Origin of the sequence: Thermoactinomyces sp. CICC 10735 (genome assembly GCF_016055175.1) — a bacterium.
Classification (GTDB): domain Bacteria; phylum Bacillota; class Bacilli; order Thermoactinomycetales; family Thermoactinomycetaceae; genus Thermoactinomyces; species Thermoactinomyces vulgaris.
In genome coordinates, this window is the sequence record NZ_JAECVT010000004.1 from 52,890 (window position 1) to 68,109 (window position 15,220).

16 protein-coding genes and 1 riboswitch are annotated in these 15,220 nt (G+C 43.4%); of the genes, 11 read left to right on the forward strand and 5 right to left on the reverse strand.

The genetic code is table 11. The annotated features are described in order from the left end of the window. Window positions 1-26: 26 nt before the first annotated feature. Both I8U23_RS09230 and I8U23_RS09235 read right to left on the reverse strand, forming a co-directional pair. The gene (locus I8U23_RS09230; protein ID WP_049719844.1) at window positions 27-758 is read right to left on the reverse strand and encodes a hypothetical protein; all 732 of its coding nucleotides are present in this window, start codon (window positions 756-758) and stop codon (window positions 27-29) included. Between the two features lie 71 nt (window positions 759-829). Beyond that, a complete protein-coding gene (locus I8U23_RS09235; protein WP_198050938.1) occupies window positions 830-976 on the reverse strand; it encodes a hypothetical protein in 147 nt (48 codons plus the stop codon). Window positions 977-1,430: 454 nt separating this feature from the next. Between I8U23_RS09235 and I8U23_RS09240 the strand changes: the two genes are divergently transcribed. The 4 genes from I8U23_RS09240 (at window position 1,431) to I8U23_RS09255 (ending at window position 3,993) form a co-directional block, all read left to right on the forward strand. Continuing rightward, on the forward strand, window positions 1,431-1,802 hold the full coding sequence (locus I8U23_RS09240; RefSeq protein ID WP_037993692.1) for a hypothetical protein: 372 nt from the start codon (window positions 1,431-1,433) through the stop codon (window positions 1,800-1,802). A gap of 347 nt (window positions 1,803-2,149) precedes the next feature. After that, a complete protein-coding gene (locus tag I8U23_RS09245) occupies window positions 2,150-2,560 on the forward strand; it encodes a hypothetical protein (RefSeq protein WP_198050939.1) in 411 nt (136 codons plus the stop codon). Then, window positions 2,532-3,338 (forward strand): hypothetical protein, encoded by an 807-nt coding sequence (locus I8U23_RS09250; RefSeq protein ID WP_198050940.1) that lies wholly within the window; start codon window positions 2,532-2,534, stop codon window positions 3,336-3,338. Before I8U23_RS09245 ends, I8U23_RS09250 begins: the two co-directional genes overlap by 29 nt. A 94-nt stretch (window positions 3,339-3,432) precedes the next feature. Beyond that, window positions 3,433-3,993, forward strand: a complete 561-nt coding sequence (locus tag I8U23_RS09255) for a GNAT family N-acetyltransferase (RefSeq protein WP_131470835.1) — start codon at window positions 3,433-3,435, stop codon at window positions 3,991-3,993. Window positions 3,994-4,020: 27 nt separating this feature from the next. Here I8U23_RS09255 and I8U23_RS09260 read toward each other — a convergent pair whose 3' ends face one another. Further along, on the reverse strand, window positions 4,021-4,566 hold the full coding sequence (locus I8U23_RS09260) for an RNA 2'-phosphotransferase (RefSeq protein ID WP_370526932.1): 546 nt from the start codon (window positions 4,564-4,566) through the stop codon (window positions 4,021-4,023). A 246-nt stretch (window positions 4,567-4,812) separates the two neighbouring features. Here I8U23_RS09260 and I8U23_RS09265 point away from each other — a divergent pair, with 246 nt between their 5' ends. The 7 genes from I8U23_RS09265 (at window position 4,813) to I8U23_RS09295 (ending at window position 13,947) form a co-directional block, all read left to right on the forward strand. Further along, a complete protein-coding gene (locus I8U23_RS09265) occupies window positions 4,813-5,619 on the forward strand; it encodes an HNH endonuclease (protein WP_062842915.1) in 807 nt (268 codons plus the stop codon). 208 nt (window positions 5,620-5,827) lie between these two features. After that, window positions 5,828-6,589, forward strand: coding sequence for an IclR family transcriptional regulator (locus I8U23_RS09270; RefSeq protein ID WP_049719840.1), 762 nt, complete (start codon window positions 5,828-5,830; stop codon window positions 6,587-6,589). A gap of 14 nt (window positions 6,590-6,603) precedes the next feature. Further along, window positions 6,604-7,557, forward strand: coding sequence for a sugar kinase (locus I8U23_RS09275; RefSeq protein ID WP_049719839.1), 954 nt, complete (start codon window positions 6,604-6,606; stop codon window positions 7,555-7,557). 21 nt (window positions 7,558-7,578) lie between these two features. Further along, window positions 7,579-8,214, forward strand: a complete 636-nt coding sequence (locus I8U23_RS09280) for a bifunctional 4-hydroxy-2-oxoglutarate aldolase/2-dehydro-3-deoxy-phosphogluconate aldolase (RefSeq protein ID WP_198050941.1) — start codon at window positions 7,579-7,581, stop codon at window positions 8,212-8,214. Between the two features lie 14 nt (window positions 8,215-8,228). Then, window positions 8,229-9,377, forward strand: coding sequence for a galactonate dehydratase (gene dgoD / locus I8U23_RS09285; RefSeq protein ID WP_198050942.1), 1,149 nt, complete (start codon window positions 8,229-8,231; stop codon window positions 9,375-9,377). Between the two features lie 29 nt (window positions 9,378-9,406). Then, window positions 9,407-10,750 carry an MFS transporter gene (locus tag I8U23_RS09290; RefSeq protein WP_198050943.1) on the forward strand — a complete coding sequence of 448 codons (1,344 nt, stop codon included), beginning with the start codon at window positions 9,407-9,409 and terminating at the stop codon, window positions 10,748-10,750. A 216-nt stretch (window positions 10,751-10,966) separates the two neighbouring features. Continuing rightward, a riboswitch (cyclic di-AMP (ydaO/yuaA leader) is annotated at window positions 10,967-11,109 on the forward strand. Window positions 11,110-11,283: 174 nt separating this feature from the next. After that, window positions 11,284-13,947, forward strand: a complete 2,664-nt coding sequence (locus I8U23_RS09295) for a phosphoenolpyruvate synthase (RefSeq protein ID WP_198050944.1) — start codon at window positions 11,284-11,286, stop codon at window positions 13,945-13,947. Between the two features lie 74 nt (window positions 13,948-14,021). Here I8U23_RS09295 and I8U23_RS09300 read toward each other — a convergent pair whose 3' ends face one another. Further along, window positions 14,022-14,486, reverse strand: a complete 465-nt coding sequence (locus I8U23_RS09300) for an Imm6 family immunity protein (protein ID WP_198050945.1) — start codon at window positions 14,484-14,486, stop codon at window positions 14,022-14,024. Between the two features lie 118 nt (window positions 14,487-14,604). Then, complete coding sequence (locus I8U23_RS09305) at window positions 14,605-15,141, reverse strand: Imm6 family immunity protein (protein ID WP_198050946.1); 537 nt, start codon at window positions 15,139-15,141, stop codon at window positions 14,605-14,607. Window positions 15,142-15,220 lie beyond the last annotated feature (79 nt).

The following is a 15,220-nucleotide window of genomic DNA, read 5'->3' on the forward strand; positions in this document are numbered from 1 at the left end:
CTGTAATCCTGGGATGCTTCATGTGCTCAGCCCTCCTTTTTTTCAGGGAGTGCATGGATATATGTAAAGATATGGCCTAATAAGGTCACTGAGGAGTTGGAAGGGGTAAACCATCCATATTTGTTAAGTGATTTTATATCATCATTTGAAATCTTTTTTTTCGGATCATCAGTATAAACAATAATCGGAATATCCGATTTCTCTTTAGTAAGTAATTGAGTTACTTCTCTGATTCTTAAATCATCACTTTGATTTTCATTGTTGTAATAGAAAACAAGTATATCAATATCTCTCAATCTATTTTTAATTTCCCCTTTAGGAATTTGTTCTGGATTTTCCCCTAATGAAATATATTCAGGTTTCCTTACCCCACGTTTAGTCATCGCAGGATCCAGATATTTTTTCATATTTTTCAAGTCTTCCTCTGAGCCGAGCACCATCACCTTCACTTCTTTATATCGCCGTTCGTTTTGTATTAACCGCTCTAAATCATCCACTCTTTGGTTTAATTTATTTTCTTGCACAAATTGATTCCATTTCTTATTGAGTTCTGTTTCTATTTCTAATCGTTGCTTCTCAAATTTTTTAATAGCAGTTTCCTTTAATTCTGCAAAAGCTTGTTCCATTTTCTGACGTAAATTTTTGGGAAATGTATAAATTTCAGTACCAATAGCAAAGCTTAAAACTCCTCCCATAAGAGATAAAAACATAAAAACCTTATCCCATTCTCTTTCTACAAACGCACGGTAATCGTCCATGTCCTTATCTGCTGATTTTTTAAATTCCTTGATCTGCTCTTTTAAAAAGTTGTACTCATCATTTTTGGTTTTCAGCTTTTCGACTTAGAGCGAAGGCTTTCCACTTCTTTTCTTAACGCTTCCACATCCTGAGATTCTTGAGCTTGTTCTTCTGCCGGAATCAGGAAAACTCCGGAAAGCATCAGGACTGTCAGTAAAAGCAGAAAGTGTTTTCGCATCTTTCTCCTCCTCTCACATCGACAAAAATTTTGTTTTAATATAATAAAACATAAACATTTAAAAATTATCCAACGCTTTTTGTAAAAAACCCTCTTTTCTTTACAAATCAGTCAAAATCAAAATGAATTTGATAAAATTAAATTCCTTCTCTTTAGCGAAAAAAGCCGGATTTCATCGTTTATAAGCTTGTTGCCACTTTGCAACCACATAAATATTTCACAACATCCGATTTGTCACTGTTTCAAATCCTCACATAAAAATTAATAAACCAAAAAGATACCGGATCGATGTCATTCCCCGCAAGAATTTGAAGAATACGGAGAAAAAATGGTTAAATCCTTTTGGATCAAGAATCATAGCAATCGAATTTTGATGAAAATTTTTGTATATATTATATTTTCATAATATAATCGTTTTATGGCTTACGGGAATCAAAAAGAAGGGGGAAGTCCAATGAAAATCCAAGGCAACGCCACTTTTAACAGCTCCAAAAGCCAAGTCAATATTGCCAGTGATCAGGCAACCATTCACGCCTCTTATTCCCAATCATCCCAAGAAGACCTCATGGAAAAATTATGGATCGCTCTTCAAAAGTTGCACGAAGCATTGGTAAACGTGCCCAACCCTGACAAAGAATTGGTAAAACTGAGTGCCACGACGGAGGACCTCTTGGAAGAAATGAAAAACGATGAAGTCTCCAAGAGCAAACTGACACGCTTCCGGGAAAAAATTGAAAACATCCATCCAGAGCTTCAATTGGGTTCCACTTTGCTTGCAGCCATCAGCACCGCCAGTGATGTAATTCAAACGATCACAAATACATAGAAAGAGTGATGAACATGGGGAAAATCAATACCAAAGAATTAAAGGATTATTTGTATTGTCCGGAATACTGGTTCAAACGAAAGACGGATAATGAATATCAATGGAATATTGATATATCTGCTCAACGAAGGCGATATGAAAAACGAAAAAAGCGTTATGAGCATTATCAAAAGCTAAAAAAGGACCTCTTTTACGCCAAGAAAAGAGCAAAGACGAAAAAGCGTAAACGTCACACCAAAAAGAAAAGACCAAATGAGCCAATCATTTTCCTAGGTTCCTTACTCCTGGCTATGTTGGTCCTCAAATCGTATGTGTTATATATCTTTCTGACCGGATTAGTAATCGGGGTGCTCTGGTGGCTCCATAAGAACTGGAAACAGTGGACGGTCCGCATCCTGGAGAAACAATTGGATCCATACCGGCTGCTTTTGAAAGAATTAAAAATCAACCCTTCATTGGTTCTCTATGATTTTTCATCAAAACCTCCCCTTGGTACCAAACTGGAGGTGACTTATGAAGGAAACAAATTTTATATCCACTTGGATCGTTCCAATGATAAAATCCCCGGCTATCTCCGGTACAGCAAAAAAAGTGATCTCATTGAATTGGCCGCCCAAATGAAAATCTTCCATTCACATTTTTTCACAGATCACATCATCGGCCAAATTAAATATCAAAACGAAACCAAAACAATTCTTTGGAAAAAAGAAAAAAAGCTGACGAAAAAAAATGAACACTTTATTAAGTGGAGTCAATGAGATTGTTCATCAAGTGGAAGGCGGCCTGCACAAAAACTCAAAACCTTTGCCCTTTCGCTGTGCGCAATGCCCCATTCAGTCCGAATGTCAATCCTGCACTATCTATCCAAAAGCCAGAACCTCTCCGAATGAAGCAGTGGAAAAAACTTATGAACAATTCGTCGAAACTGCCTCCAAATTGCTTTCCACCTCCAAAAAACACTGGCAAAACGATGCAAAAGAACTGTTCAACGTCATCCAATCCTCTGCGTCCATTCAAAAAATCATCCAAAAGCACTGCACTTCCAGTCGTTCCTTTGACATCGAAGAGTTAATTGAAACAGCCGCGTTCCACAAAACCCGATTATTTAACACCACATTAAGCAAAAAAGACGAATTGTCCTTGGCTTACCAACTGCTCCAATATATTGCTTATAAAGGGCGCAGCTTCAAGCAAAAAACCATGGAAGATTTGGCGGGGGCTTATGGTTTCACCAAATGGTACGATCACCGAACCCACAGTGATCAAACCATCCGCTCCTTTTTCAACACCGTCATGAACCGGTTGATCCAAACCATTGAATCTGAATTGCAAAAGCAAATTCCCAAAGAAAAAATGGAACAAGTCATTTTCAACCTGAACCGAAGCCAACTGAATATTGCCTCTGATCTTGCAACCATTCGTGCAGAAATGCGTGTGGATGATGACTTTAGAGATGAAGAGGAAGAAGATGCGGATAAAAAGGATGGAGAAATGGAAATCTCGACGAAAAAGCAGTTTGCAAACCATCTGCGTTAAATAACAGACCTCCGTCTTGTTCAGACGGAGGTTTTGCACTAAAATAAAGAAACAGTTTGTCAATTCATCATTTTTCAATAAAGGAGCAAAAATTATGCTTTCAACCAATCGAATTTATATCGGAAAGTTAGAACTTTCTGATGCCGAAGCGTTGTATGAATTGAGAACCCGCAATCTGAAATATTTCCAGCCGTTTGAACCCATCCGGCCCGACGCGTATCACACGTTGGAAGGTCAAAAAGAAAAAATCGAAAAAAACCTTTGGAAGTGGAAAAACGATTTGGGATACAGTTTCGGTATCTTCCTGGCCTCCACGGATCAATTGATCGGCCAGGTCAATTTAAGCCATATTGTTCGTGGAGCTTGGCAAAATGCCTCCATCGGTTATTTTATGGATCACTCGATGCAAAGAAAAGGATATACGACAGAAGCCGTCAACTTGGCATTGGACTTTGCTTTCAACCAAGCCGGGTTACATCGCGTTGAAGCCGCGATCATGCCGCGAAACACCGCTTCCATCCGGGTGGTCGAAAAAGTGGGCTTTCTTTATGTCGGTCTCTCCAAATACTATTTACAAATCAACGGTGTCTGGGAAGACCATCACATCTATGCCATCACGCAGGAAACGTGGCAGGAGAAATCATTGAATAACTAAATGCTGAAAACAATGACCGCAAATCGTTTATTTCCTTTCCTTTAAATAGCGGACCGGAACATGATCTGTCAACCAAACCCCATTGGCAGAACGAAAAAAGACATATCCTTCCTCATGCATCTCCTTTGCCAGAACAACCAAAATGACAGGTTTTCCGTGTCTGCTTCCCACCTTACGGGCTGTATCCGGATCCCCGGACAAATGCACATGATGCCGTTTTCCTTTCACCAGCCCCTTTTGACGGATGGAATGAAGAAAACGTTCCGCCGTTCCATGATACAACCGTTCGGGCGGTTGCACCGGCTTGAGATTTAAATCCACCACGATGGAATGCCCTTGATTCGCCCGGATCTTTTGTCCGTCTTCACTCAAAGCAAAACGCCGCTTCTCATTCGTCGCCACAATCCGCTCCAACACCGTCCGATCCATCGGAACCCCATGGTTGCGGCATGCCATCAAAAGCTGCTCCACATCCACCCATCCATTTTGATCCAACTCAAGACCGACCATCTCCGGCTTATGACGTAAAACTTTGCTCAGAAACTTACTCAGACGGACATCTGATTTTAACAAAACCATCAAGCTCCTTTGAACGAAAAATGACAAGTTGAATATAAACAATTTTACGAGCTGGGACAATCCTAAAAAAGAACCCGACAGATATATTGGAAAGCCTCCGTCTTGTACAGACGGGGGTTTTATTTTTGGGCAATCATTCGTTCTAATAAATCGAATTGTATAATTTAATTTATAATTAATAAAAAATATTTATTCGTCCGAATATATATTTTTAGATAATATTAGGAGGTTTCCTCATCTATGTTTATCATCGGAAAAGAATACCAGCGCAGAAAACTTCACGAACTCTATGGTGGACAACGTTATGGAGGCATTTCTACTCCAAAAAATTACCCATTTATCATGCTTTTCACAGGAGAGTCTGGACAAAACTACGGCTATAAAGATTATTGGGAAGACGGTGTTTTTTATTATACAGGCGAAGGACAAAAAGGTCCGATGCAATTTACGAAAGGTAATAAAGCCATTCGAGAACATAATGAAAACGGCAAAGACCTTTATTTATTCCAGTATGTTCGAAAAGGAGTCGTCGCGTTTGTCAATCAGTTAACTTACATCGGACATCATTTTGAAAACGATGGCCAACGTGAGATTATTGTTTTTCACCTCGCAATTTCGGATCTCGTCAATCAATGGGATGAAACCCCGATAGAATCCGAAGATTTCAAAACCAACGACCTTCATACCTTAAAAAAGATAGCACTTGATCAGCAAATAAAAACACAAAGTAGCACCATCTCTGAGGGGAAAGTGATTTACCGAAAAAGAACACTCGCGGTCAAAAAATACGCACTCGCCAGATCGAAAGGGAAATGCGAAGCATGCGGCCAACCGGCTCCTTTTATCAATAAAAAGAATGAGCCCTTTCTTGAGGTTCATCATTTAAGACGCTTATCCGATGGTGGATATGACCATCCCGAACATGTCGCAGCCATTTGTCCAAACTGCCATCGACGCGTACATAATGGGATCGATGGCAAAGATTATAACGAGAAGTTAATCCAAAAGATCCATCAAAAAGAAAAAAGGTTAAACATCAACTGTTAGTTATAAGAAAAAACAGCAAATATCCCTCTTGATCTAAGGCCACAAAGAAAAAATATTCCAAAGAACAACCATATAAACAACCTTGATCTTGTCACACCCTGTTTTTTGAATAAACAGGGTTTTTTATTTTGATGCCTTATGATAAGATCTGATTATAAATATCATATATGGAATATTAAATCACATATGTGATTTAGTGAGGTGGAAAATGTCTGTTAAATCTGCAGAACGAGTGTTACTCATTTTTGAGCTACTGGCAAATAACACTGAAGGCCTGACCATTAAAGAGATTAGTGAGAAACTCACCATCCCACAAAGTAGCACTTCCAATTTGGTTCGTACTCTTCTTCAGGCAGGGTACCTCACTCAAGATTCGCTCAAACGTTATCAATTAGGCCCCAAGCTGATCCAAATTGGAACCGTTGCTATGGATTCGTTGGATATCTCATCACAGGGAAGGCCGTATCTTAAAAAATTGATGGAAGAAGTGGAAGAAACGGTTTTTATGGCCGTCCTCTCTGGGAAAGAACTGGTCTATGTTGCCAAAATTGACAGTGATCGTTCGATTCGTACCACCGCGCAACCAGGTTATCGGAAACCTTTATATTGCACGGGTTTAGGCAAAACTTTCTTAGCATTTTTGCCAGAACCAGATCGAAAAGCATTGTTGGACGAAATCAAACTGACTCCGATCACACCCAAGACGATCACAGACAGGGAAACATTGGAAACACAACTCGAAACCTTTGCAGAACAAGGATACGCCGTGGATGATGAGGAGAATGAAGAAGGCTTGTTCTGCCTGGCTGCTCCTATCTTTGGCGTTGACCACAAGATACAAGCAGCTATCAGTGTTGCAGGGCCGAGAGAGCGAATGCTTCACCGTAAAGAACAAATCATAGAGAAACTTTCACAAACTGCATTGATCATTTCAAAAAACATTGGATATTCCCATGCACTTCACAAATAATTGGAGGCTTTTGAATGGATGTTGTCAGTATTGGAGAAACAATGGCACTGTTTACTCCCGATCAACGAGGGCCTATGAGATACGCCCGAAATTTTTCATTAAAAATGGCTGGAGCTGAAACCAATACATTGATCGGGTTAGCCAAGCTAGGGCACAAGACGGGTTGGATCAGTCGGGTTGGAAAAGATGAATTTGGCGCCTTTCTACTCCATTCAATTCGCGGAGAAGGTGTCGATACAAGTCGTGTCACTGTGGATGATCAAGCTTTGACGGGCATCTTTTTTAAAGAAATTCGAAATGAAAAAGATGTTCGTATCACCTATTACCGGAAGCATTCAGCAGCTAGCCGCATCCATCATGAGCAAATTGACGAAGACTACATCGCCAGCGCACGTTTCCTCTATCTTACCGGGATCACCCCTGCATTAAGTGAATCCTGTCGGAAAGCGATATTCTATAGCATGGACGTGGCAAAAAAACATGGCGTGAAAATTGTTTTTGATCCTAATTTGCGTCTTAAGCTTTGGAGTAAGAAGGAAGCAAGAAAAACGCTTTTATCGATGGCAGAAATGGCAGATCTGGTCCTCCCCGGTTATCAGGAAGGAATATTTCTAACGGAAACCACAGATATCAAAGAAATGGCCGATGTTTTCCATCAACTCGGAAATGAAATCGTGATCATAAAATGTGGAGAAAAAGGCGCCTACTATTCCCTTCACAATCAATCGGGATTTATTCACAGTTTTCCAGTGAAAAAAGTGATCGATCCCGTTGGGGCCGGAGATGGTTTCGCAGCGGGTGTGCTCTCAGGCTTGTTGGATGGACTCTCTATTTCCCAGTCGGTTGAAAGAGGTTGCGCCATTGGAGCCATGGTGACTACTGTTCCTGGAGATATCGAAGGGCTTCCAGATCGCGAAACATTGGAAGCGTTTTTAAAATCCGTGGACCAAGAAGATATTGAACGCTAAATAAAGGAAGGAGCTGATGGAGTGAACACTTACGCTCGCATTGTTGAGAACAAAATTGTCGCGATCATCCGCGGGGCTCATCCCTCCGATGTCATTCAAATCATCCATGCGCTAAGGGATGGCGGGATTCATGTCGTCGAAATCACGATGAACTCCCCCAAAGTGTTATCTGTTTTGGAAGCGGCTACAGACACCTTTGGTGACCAAGTTGTGATTGGAGCGGGTACGGTCTTGGATGCAGAAACCGCTCGTGCTGCGATCCTGGCTGGTGCCAAATTCATTTTATCTCCCACAACTGATGAGGAAACCATTAAAATGACCAAACGATATGGGATAATTAGCATTCCTGGTGCTTTGACACCAACGGAAATCCTTCGGGCTTATGAATATGGTGGAGATATTATCAAGGTTTTCCCAGCTACGTTGGGACCTCGATATATCAAGGACCTGCGTGGTCCCCTTCCTCAGATTCCTCTCCTTCCTACAGGCGGAATTGATCTAGATAACATCGCTCAATTTATCGAAGCAGGCGCCGTCGGTTGTGGCATTCGGAGTTCGCTCGTCAATCCCAGACAGGAAATTAATGAGGAATCACTAAAAGCGATCACGTCCAAGGCAAAACAATTTGTCTCAGCTGTAAACCATATTCATAGATAAAGGAGCGAAGTTTAATGAAAATAACAGGTTATAAATTGTTTCAAGTTCCACCCCGCTGGCTGTTTTTAAAAGTAGAAACCGATGAGGGACTCATCGGTTGGGGAGAACCAGTGATTGAAGGCCGGGCAGAAACCGTCAAAACTGCCGTTAAAGAACTAATGGAGTATTTAATTGGACAAGACCCTCTTCGGATTGAAGACCATTGGAACCTTATGTACCGCTCTGGTTTTTACCGAGGGGGACCAATATTAATGAGTGCCATTGCTGGCATTGATCAAGCCCTGTGGGATCTGAAAGGGAAATATTTTGGCATTCCCGTTTATCAATTGCTAGGTGGCGCTTGCCGGGATTCTATCCGTATTTATTCTTGGATTGGTGGCGATCGTCCATCCAATGTAGCAGATGCAGCCAAAAAAGCGGTCGAATCCGGTTTTACCGCTGTCAAAATGAATGGTACTGAGGAACTGCAAATCATTGATTCTTATGAAAAGATTGACCAAGCCGTCGAAAGGATCGCTGCAGTTCGAGAAGCTGTTGGCCCATCCGTCGGTATTGGCATTGATTTTCATGGTCGCGTCCATAAGCCGATGGCCAAAATTTTAGCCAAAGAGCTCGAACCGTATCGTCCCATGTTTATCGAAGAACCCGTATTGCCAGAAAATAATGAAGCATTAAAAGAAATTGCACAGTCTACCCATATCCCGATTGCTACGGGTGAGCGAATGTTCTCGCGCTGGCATTTTAAAAATCTTTTAATTGATGGTTATGTAGACATTATCCAACCAGACCTTTCTCATGCCGGGGGAATCACCGAATGCAAAAAAATTATTTCCATGGCTGAAGCATTTGATGTAGCCGCTGCCCCTCACTGTCCATTGGGCCCCATTGCTTTGGCAGCTTGCTTGCATGTAGATGCGACCTGCTATAACGCCTTTATCCAAGAACAAAGCTTAGGCATTCATTATAACCAAGGTAGTGATTTGCTTGATTACCTTGTTGACAAACAGGTTTTTGCATATAAAGACGGATATGTTCAGATTCCAAACGATCCCGGACTTGGTATCGAGATTGATGAAGAACACGTCAGAAAAATGGCAAAGATCGAACACAACTGGCGCAATCCCGTCTGGCGACATCGAGATGGTAGCATTGCCGAATGGTAAAACGAAAGGAGAAAGGAGCAAGACCAGACATGAATCAACGGAAAAATCGAAACAAACCGACACGGGTACGTTACGCCATTTTGGCACTCATTTTTGTAAACGTTGTCATCAACTATATGGATCGAAGCAATATCTCCGTGGCCGCCACGGCGATCAGTCAAGATTTGCAATTGAATTCGGTCCAATTGGGACTCATCTTTTCTGCCTTTGGTTGGGCGTATGCCGCTCTCCAAATTCCAGGTGGATGGTTGGTAGACCGACTTGGTCCCCGAATCATCTATAGTCTTTCTTTGTTTACTTGGTCCTTAGCGACCCTTTTTCAAGGCTTTACCAGAGGGTTTGCTTCTTTATTTGGGCTTCGTTTTGCAATTGGGGCATTTGAAGCCCCATCCTTTCCGACCAATAACAAAATTGTGACCAGTTGGTTTCCGGATCGTGAAAGAGCTTCGGCCATTGGAATGTACACCTCGGGTCAATTTGTTGGTTTGGCATTTTTAACTCCATTGCTTGTGACGATCCAACACTTCTTAGGTTGGCGAGGATTATTGATTGTAACCGGTCTGATCGGGATCATTTGGTCTGCCATTTGGTATTTGATTTACCGCAATCCTTCCGATAGTCGAAAAGTTAACCAGGACGAACTGGACTATATCAAAGAAGGAGGCGGATTAATCGATACAAAAGATTACCTAACCAACAAAGATAAAAAGAAATTTCAATGGAGTGATTTAAAAGAAGTCTTTACCCATCGCAAGCTTTGGGGGATTTATCTTGGACAATTTGCAGTCACTTCCACCTTATGGTTCTTCTTGACTTGGTTTCCCACATACCTCGTCGAATATCGGGGACTGGGCTTTATTCAATCTGGTTTTTTAGCTTCTATTCCCTTTTTAGCAGCTTTTGTAGGTGTATTGATTTCTGGATTCTTGTCTGATTATTTGGTGAAACGAGGCATTTCCATGGGGGTTGCCCGCAAGACGCCAATTATTGTCGGGCTGTTCCTTTCCATTTCCATTATTGGAGCCAACTATGTAAACAGTGCTGCTCTCATCATTTTCTTTATGACCATCGCTTTCTTTGGAAATGGACTCGCATCCATCACCTGGGTGCTCGTCTCTTCTCTTGCCCCCAAAAACCTGATTGGGTTAACCGGTGGTGTTTTCAACTTTATTGGTAACCTTTCTTCCATTGTGGTCCCTCTGGTCATTGGATTCTTAATCAAAGATGGCAATTTCGCACCAGCACTGATCTTTATTGGAACCATGGCTTTAATCGGTGCATTATCTTATATCTTTCTGGTTGGAAAAGTGGAACGGATTGCTGTCCATGAGGAAACTCCAGTCCGTGAAAAATCTTCTGCTTCTTCTTTATAACTTCTTTCTTAATGAGGCTGTCTATCTGGTCAGCCTCTTTTTCTTTCATTTTCTTGTGCACTCATTTTCTCCCGAAATCCTCCACGATAGTGAGAAAACAAAACAAAAACAGCATGAGAAGGACCAAACCGCCGGAAATGAAAACCAATCGCCTGTGATTCCGTTTTACAACCCTTTTACCGGGGAGTAAGATGATTTCAATCTGAATAAATCTCTTCATAAAAATCGCTGAATCCCATGATGGGAGCGGGGGAACCACCTGTTCCGGGGTGAATCCTGGGCAAGCCGTTTTGTCCGGGTAGGGTGACTCTCAACACCCGAATCCGTCAGCTAACCTCGCAAGCGTTCTGAGAGGAGGAGTGACATCGTGCTGAAGCCACGGTTTCTTTTGTGGTGCAAAAAAAGCCGCAGGAAGTCTTCCTTCTTGCGGCTTATTATATAAGGCAAGGTGGTCATCAATATATTTCCTTAAGTAACATCGTGATTCCAAGATCCCATGAGACCCGTTAAATCATCTTTTTAAAAGGAAGTGAATGGCTTTGAACTATGTTTTGCGTTTTGAGGAAATGGATCGCCACAGCTTGCCGATGGCCGGGGGAAAAGGGGCCAATCTGGGAGAATTGGCCAATGCCGGATTTCCGGTGCCGCCCGGTTTTTGCATCACCACCGACGCTTACCGCCGGATCATTGATGAACGGGATGAACTTAAAGATTGGTTGGATCGCTTGAATGAGCTGAAACCCGATCAGTTGGACACCATTCGTTCTATCGGACAAAAAGTGCGGGAACTTTTTGAGTCCTTGGAATTTCCCGCTGCGATAAAATCTGAAATCATCGGGGCTTGGGCGGAATCGGGAACCGAGCATGCCTATGCCGTCCGCTCCAGCGCAACGGCTGAAGACCTGCCCCATGCCTCTTTTGCCGGCCAGCAGGAAACTTACTTAAACGTCAAGGGGGAAGAACCGCTTTTAAAGGCCGTCAAAAAATGCTGGGCTTCGCTCTTTACCGACCGGGCCATTGTCTACCGCCTCAAAAACGGTTTTGATCATCACTCCGTTTCCTTGGCCATTGTCGTCCAACGGATGGTCTTTCCGGACGTTTCAGGCATCCTGTTCACCGCTGACCCGGTCACGGGACACCGGCGCACGGTCTCCATCGATGCCGGTTTCGGGTTGGGGGAAGCACTGGTTTCCGGGATTGTAACCGCCGATTTGTACAAAGTGCGGGACAATGAAATCATCCAAAAACAAATTGCCAAGAAAGAAAAAGGGGTTTTTCCTCTCCCGGAAGGCGGTACCGAAGTCCGGGAACTTTCTCCGGAACTTCGCCAAAAACAGGTGCTCCCGGATGAAAAAATTCTTGCCTTGGCAGCGTTGGGGAAAAAAGTGGAAAAACATTTCGGCTCGGAACAAGATATAGAATGGTGTTTGGAAGGCGATAACCTTTACCTGCTTCAGAGCCGGCCGGTCACTTCCCTTTATCCCGTCCCTGCCGCCGGAAAAAATGAAAACTACCGGGTTTATCTGTCCATCGGCCATTCGCAAATGATGACCGATTATATGAAACCGCTCGGGATCTCTATGTTCCAGTCCCTCATCCCCTTTGATGATGAAACGACGCCGTTTGTGGAAACAGGGGGACGTCTTTTCTGGGATTGTTCCAGTTACTTGTTTTTAAAGCCCGTGCAGCAGAAGATCCTGCAAAGCACCCTCGTGGATGACAGCATCCTGGTGCTGAAAAAAGTGATCCAAAGTGAAGACTTCCAACGATTCATGCCAAAGCGGGGTGCATTGAAACAAGCTTTGCGTCCCATTAAAGTAATCATGAGTATCTACGGAAACGTCATTCCCAGAATCATCCGAACCTGGTTTTTTGAGGATCCGAACCGGATCGTGAAGCGGGCTTATTCCACTTTTGAACAAGACCTGGCTCAATTCAAAAAGGAATTGTCCAAACAAGCCGGGGCCGAACGCATCCGGTTGATCCGGGATCACATCTTGTTCAAAACCATTCCCGATCCGTTGGCCTATACCTATATCGGCGTGATCGCCCGGGCGGTGATCAAAAGCAAAATCAAAAAATGGCTGGGCGAAGAGGCTTGGGATCACGCCATCGAAAAGTCTCCCCCCGGCAATATCACCAGCGAAATGGGGCTGATGATCGGGGATCTGGCGGATGCAGCCAGACGTTATCCCGAAGTGGTCCGCTATCTGGAGCAAGCAGAAGACCATAACTTTTATGAAGGGTTAAACCAAGTGGAAGGCGGTGAAGCTTTCCGTGCCGAACTGGACCGGTTCATGAAAAAGTTCGGGATGCGGGCACCCGGTGAAATCGACATCACCCGGGTCCGCTACAAAGAAGCGCCCGCCATGCTCATTCCGTCCATTCTCAGCCATATGAAAAACAATGCCCCCGGGGAACACCGCGAAAAATTTAAACAAGGGGAAAAAGAAGCACATGAAGCCATCCAGTCTTTGCTGGAAAAAATCAAAGCAACACGCGGCGGAGCCCGGAAAGCCCGGAAACTCTCCCGGTGGATCGCCATCTTCCGGAACACGGTGGGCATCCGGGAATTGCCCAAATATATTATGATCCGCTATTTTGAGCTGTACCGGGAAGCGATTTTGGAAGAGGCGCAAAAACTGAGTGAAAAAGGTGTCCTGAAACAAAAAGAGGATGCCTTTTACCTCACGCTTGACGAACTGATCCATCTGCTGGAAAACCAGTTGGCCGGGGATCAAGCTATCAAACGCATCGACAGCCGCAAAGAAGAGGAAAAAGTATACCGGAATTTCACGCCTCCCTTGATCATTACCAGCGAAGGGGAAACCTTCAATGGAGGTGTGGAAAACAAAGATGCCCCGCCGGGCGCTCTGGTGGGCATTCCGGCATCAGCCGGGGTGGTGGAAGGCTATGTCAAAGTCATCCGCCGGTTGGAAGAAGGAACATTAAATAAAGGAGAGATCCTGGTCGCTCCCTATACCGATCCCGGCTGGACCCCCTTGTTCCATTCCGCCAAAGCGCTCATCACCGAAGTCGGAGGAATGATGACCCACGGATCCGTCGTTGCCCGGGAATACGGCATCCCCGCGGTCGTCAGCGTGGAAAACGCAACCCAAATCTTAAAAGACGGCCAATACATCCGTGTCGACGGAACCAACGGCTATGTGGAAATTCTGGAGGATATAAAGGAATAAAAATAAGGTTTCAACCAAGCCAAAGCCCGCTCCGGTGAAAAAGGAGCGGGCTTCTCAACAACATCCATGGACGATTATGCAATGAACTGCAACAATTCTTCTCGTTTGATCTTTTTACTACTTCCCGCTGGATAATTTTCGAGCAGGTATTGCTGCAAACGCTCTGCCCAATCTTCTCGATACCCGTCTGCTTTTGCAATTTCTTTGGCAAATTCATCAATCATACCATCATCAACGATTTCAATAGGTTGTGGGACATAATTATCGTGACCATATTCAAATTTATACGCCTGCCAGATGGTGTACTCCAATGCATAATTGATGCATAACCATATTCTTGCCTGCTGAGAATTTTCCTCATCCACTGCTTCTTCATAAAACATGGAGACTCCGCCATCTTCTTCATTGACAAATATAGAGTAAAGATCACCGCCATCATATTTCTTCTCTTCGACCCATGCCCAGCACATATCAACGGTTTTTCGGGCATCAGCAGTACCCTTGGTTACTTGTTCCAAGATTTTCTCTATTAAACTCAATGTAAATAAGCCACCCGAGCCTCTTCACTGATTTGCGTGTACCAACTCACGGCACGCTTTCCTCCTTTCTTGGGGGTATGAATCTGCAATTTCCATCGGCTCATGATGCTTCCCTCTGTCAACACATTTTTTTGGATATCATCAACTGCAACAATTCTTCTCGTTTGATCTTTTTACTACTTCCCGCCGGATAATTTTCGAGCAGGTACTGCTGCAAACGCTCGGACCATTCTTCTCGATACCCGTCTGCTTTTCGGATTTTTCCCATAAATTCATCAATCGTCCTGTCACTTTCACCTTCAAGAGATTGTGGCAGATTTCTTTCTTTTTCATATTGACAGGCTTGCCAGCACGTATAACACACTGCATCCAAAACACATGCCCAAATCAATTTTGCTTGGTGACTATATGTTCGATCTCCCTCATATGCCACCCCTTCAATAAAAATCAATCCTTCTTCATCTTCATTCTCCACATTCTCATACAGATCATCTGCCCGATGCTTTTTCTCCTCCACCCATTCCCAGCAAGCATCCACCGCTGCCCTCACGGTGGCAACCCATTCATATTTTTCAATTTGATCCATGAATCTCTCCGTCATTGCCAGCAAATAGGCAGCTTTGGCATCTTCATTTACCTTTTCATACCACTTCACGTCCACACCTCGGGATTTGCCAAACAATATTGTCTGCGATATTCAAATTCTACTGGAAAAAATATTACTGCGTACAATC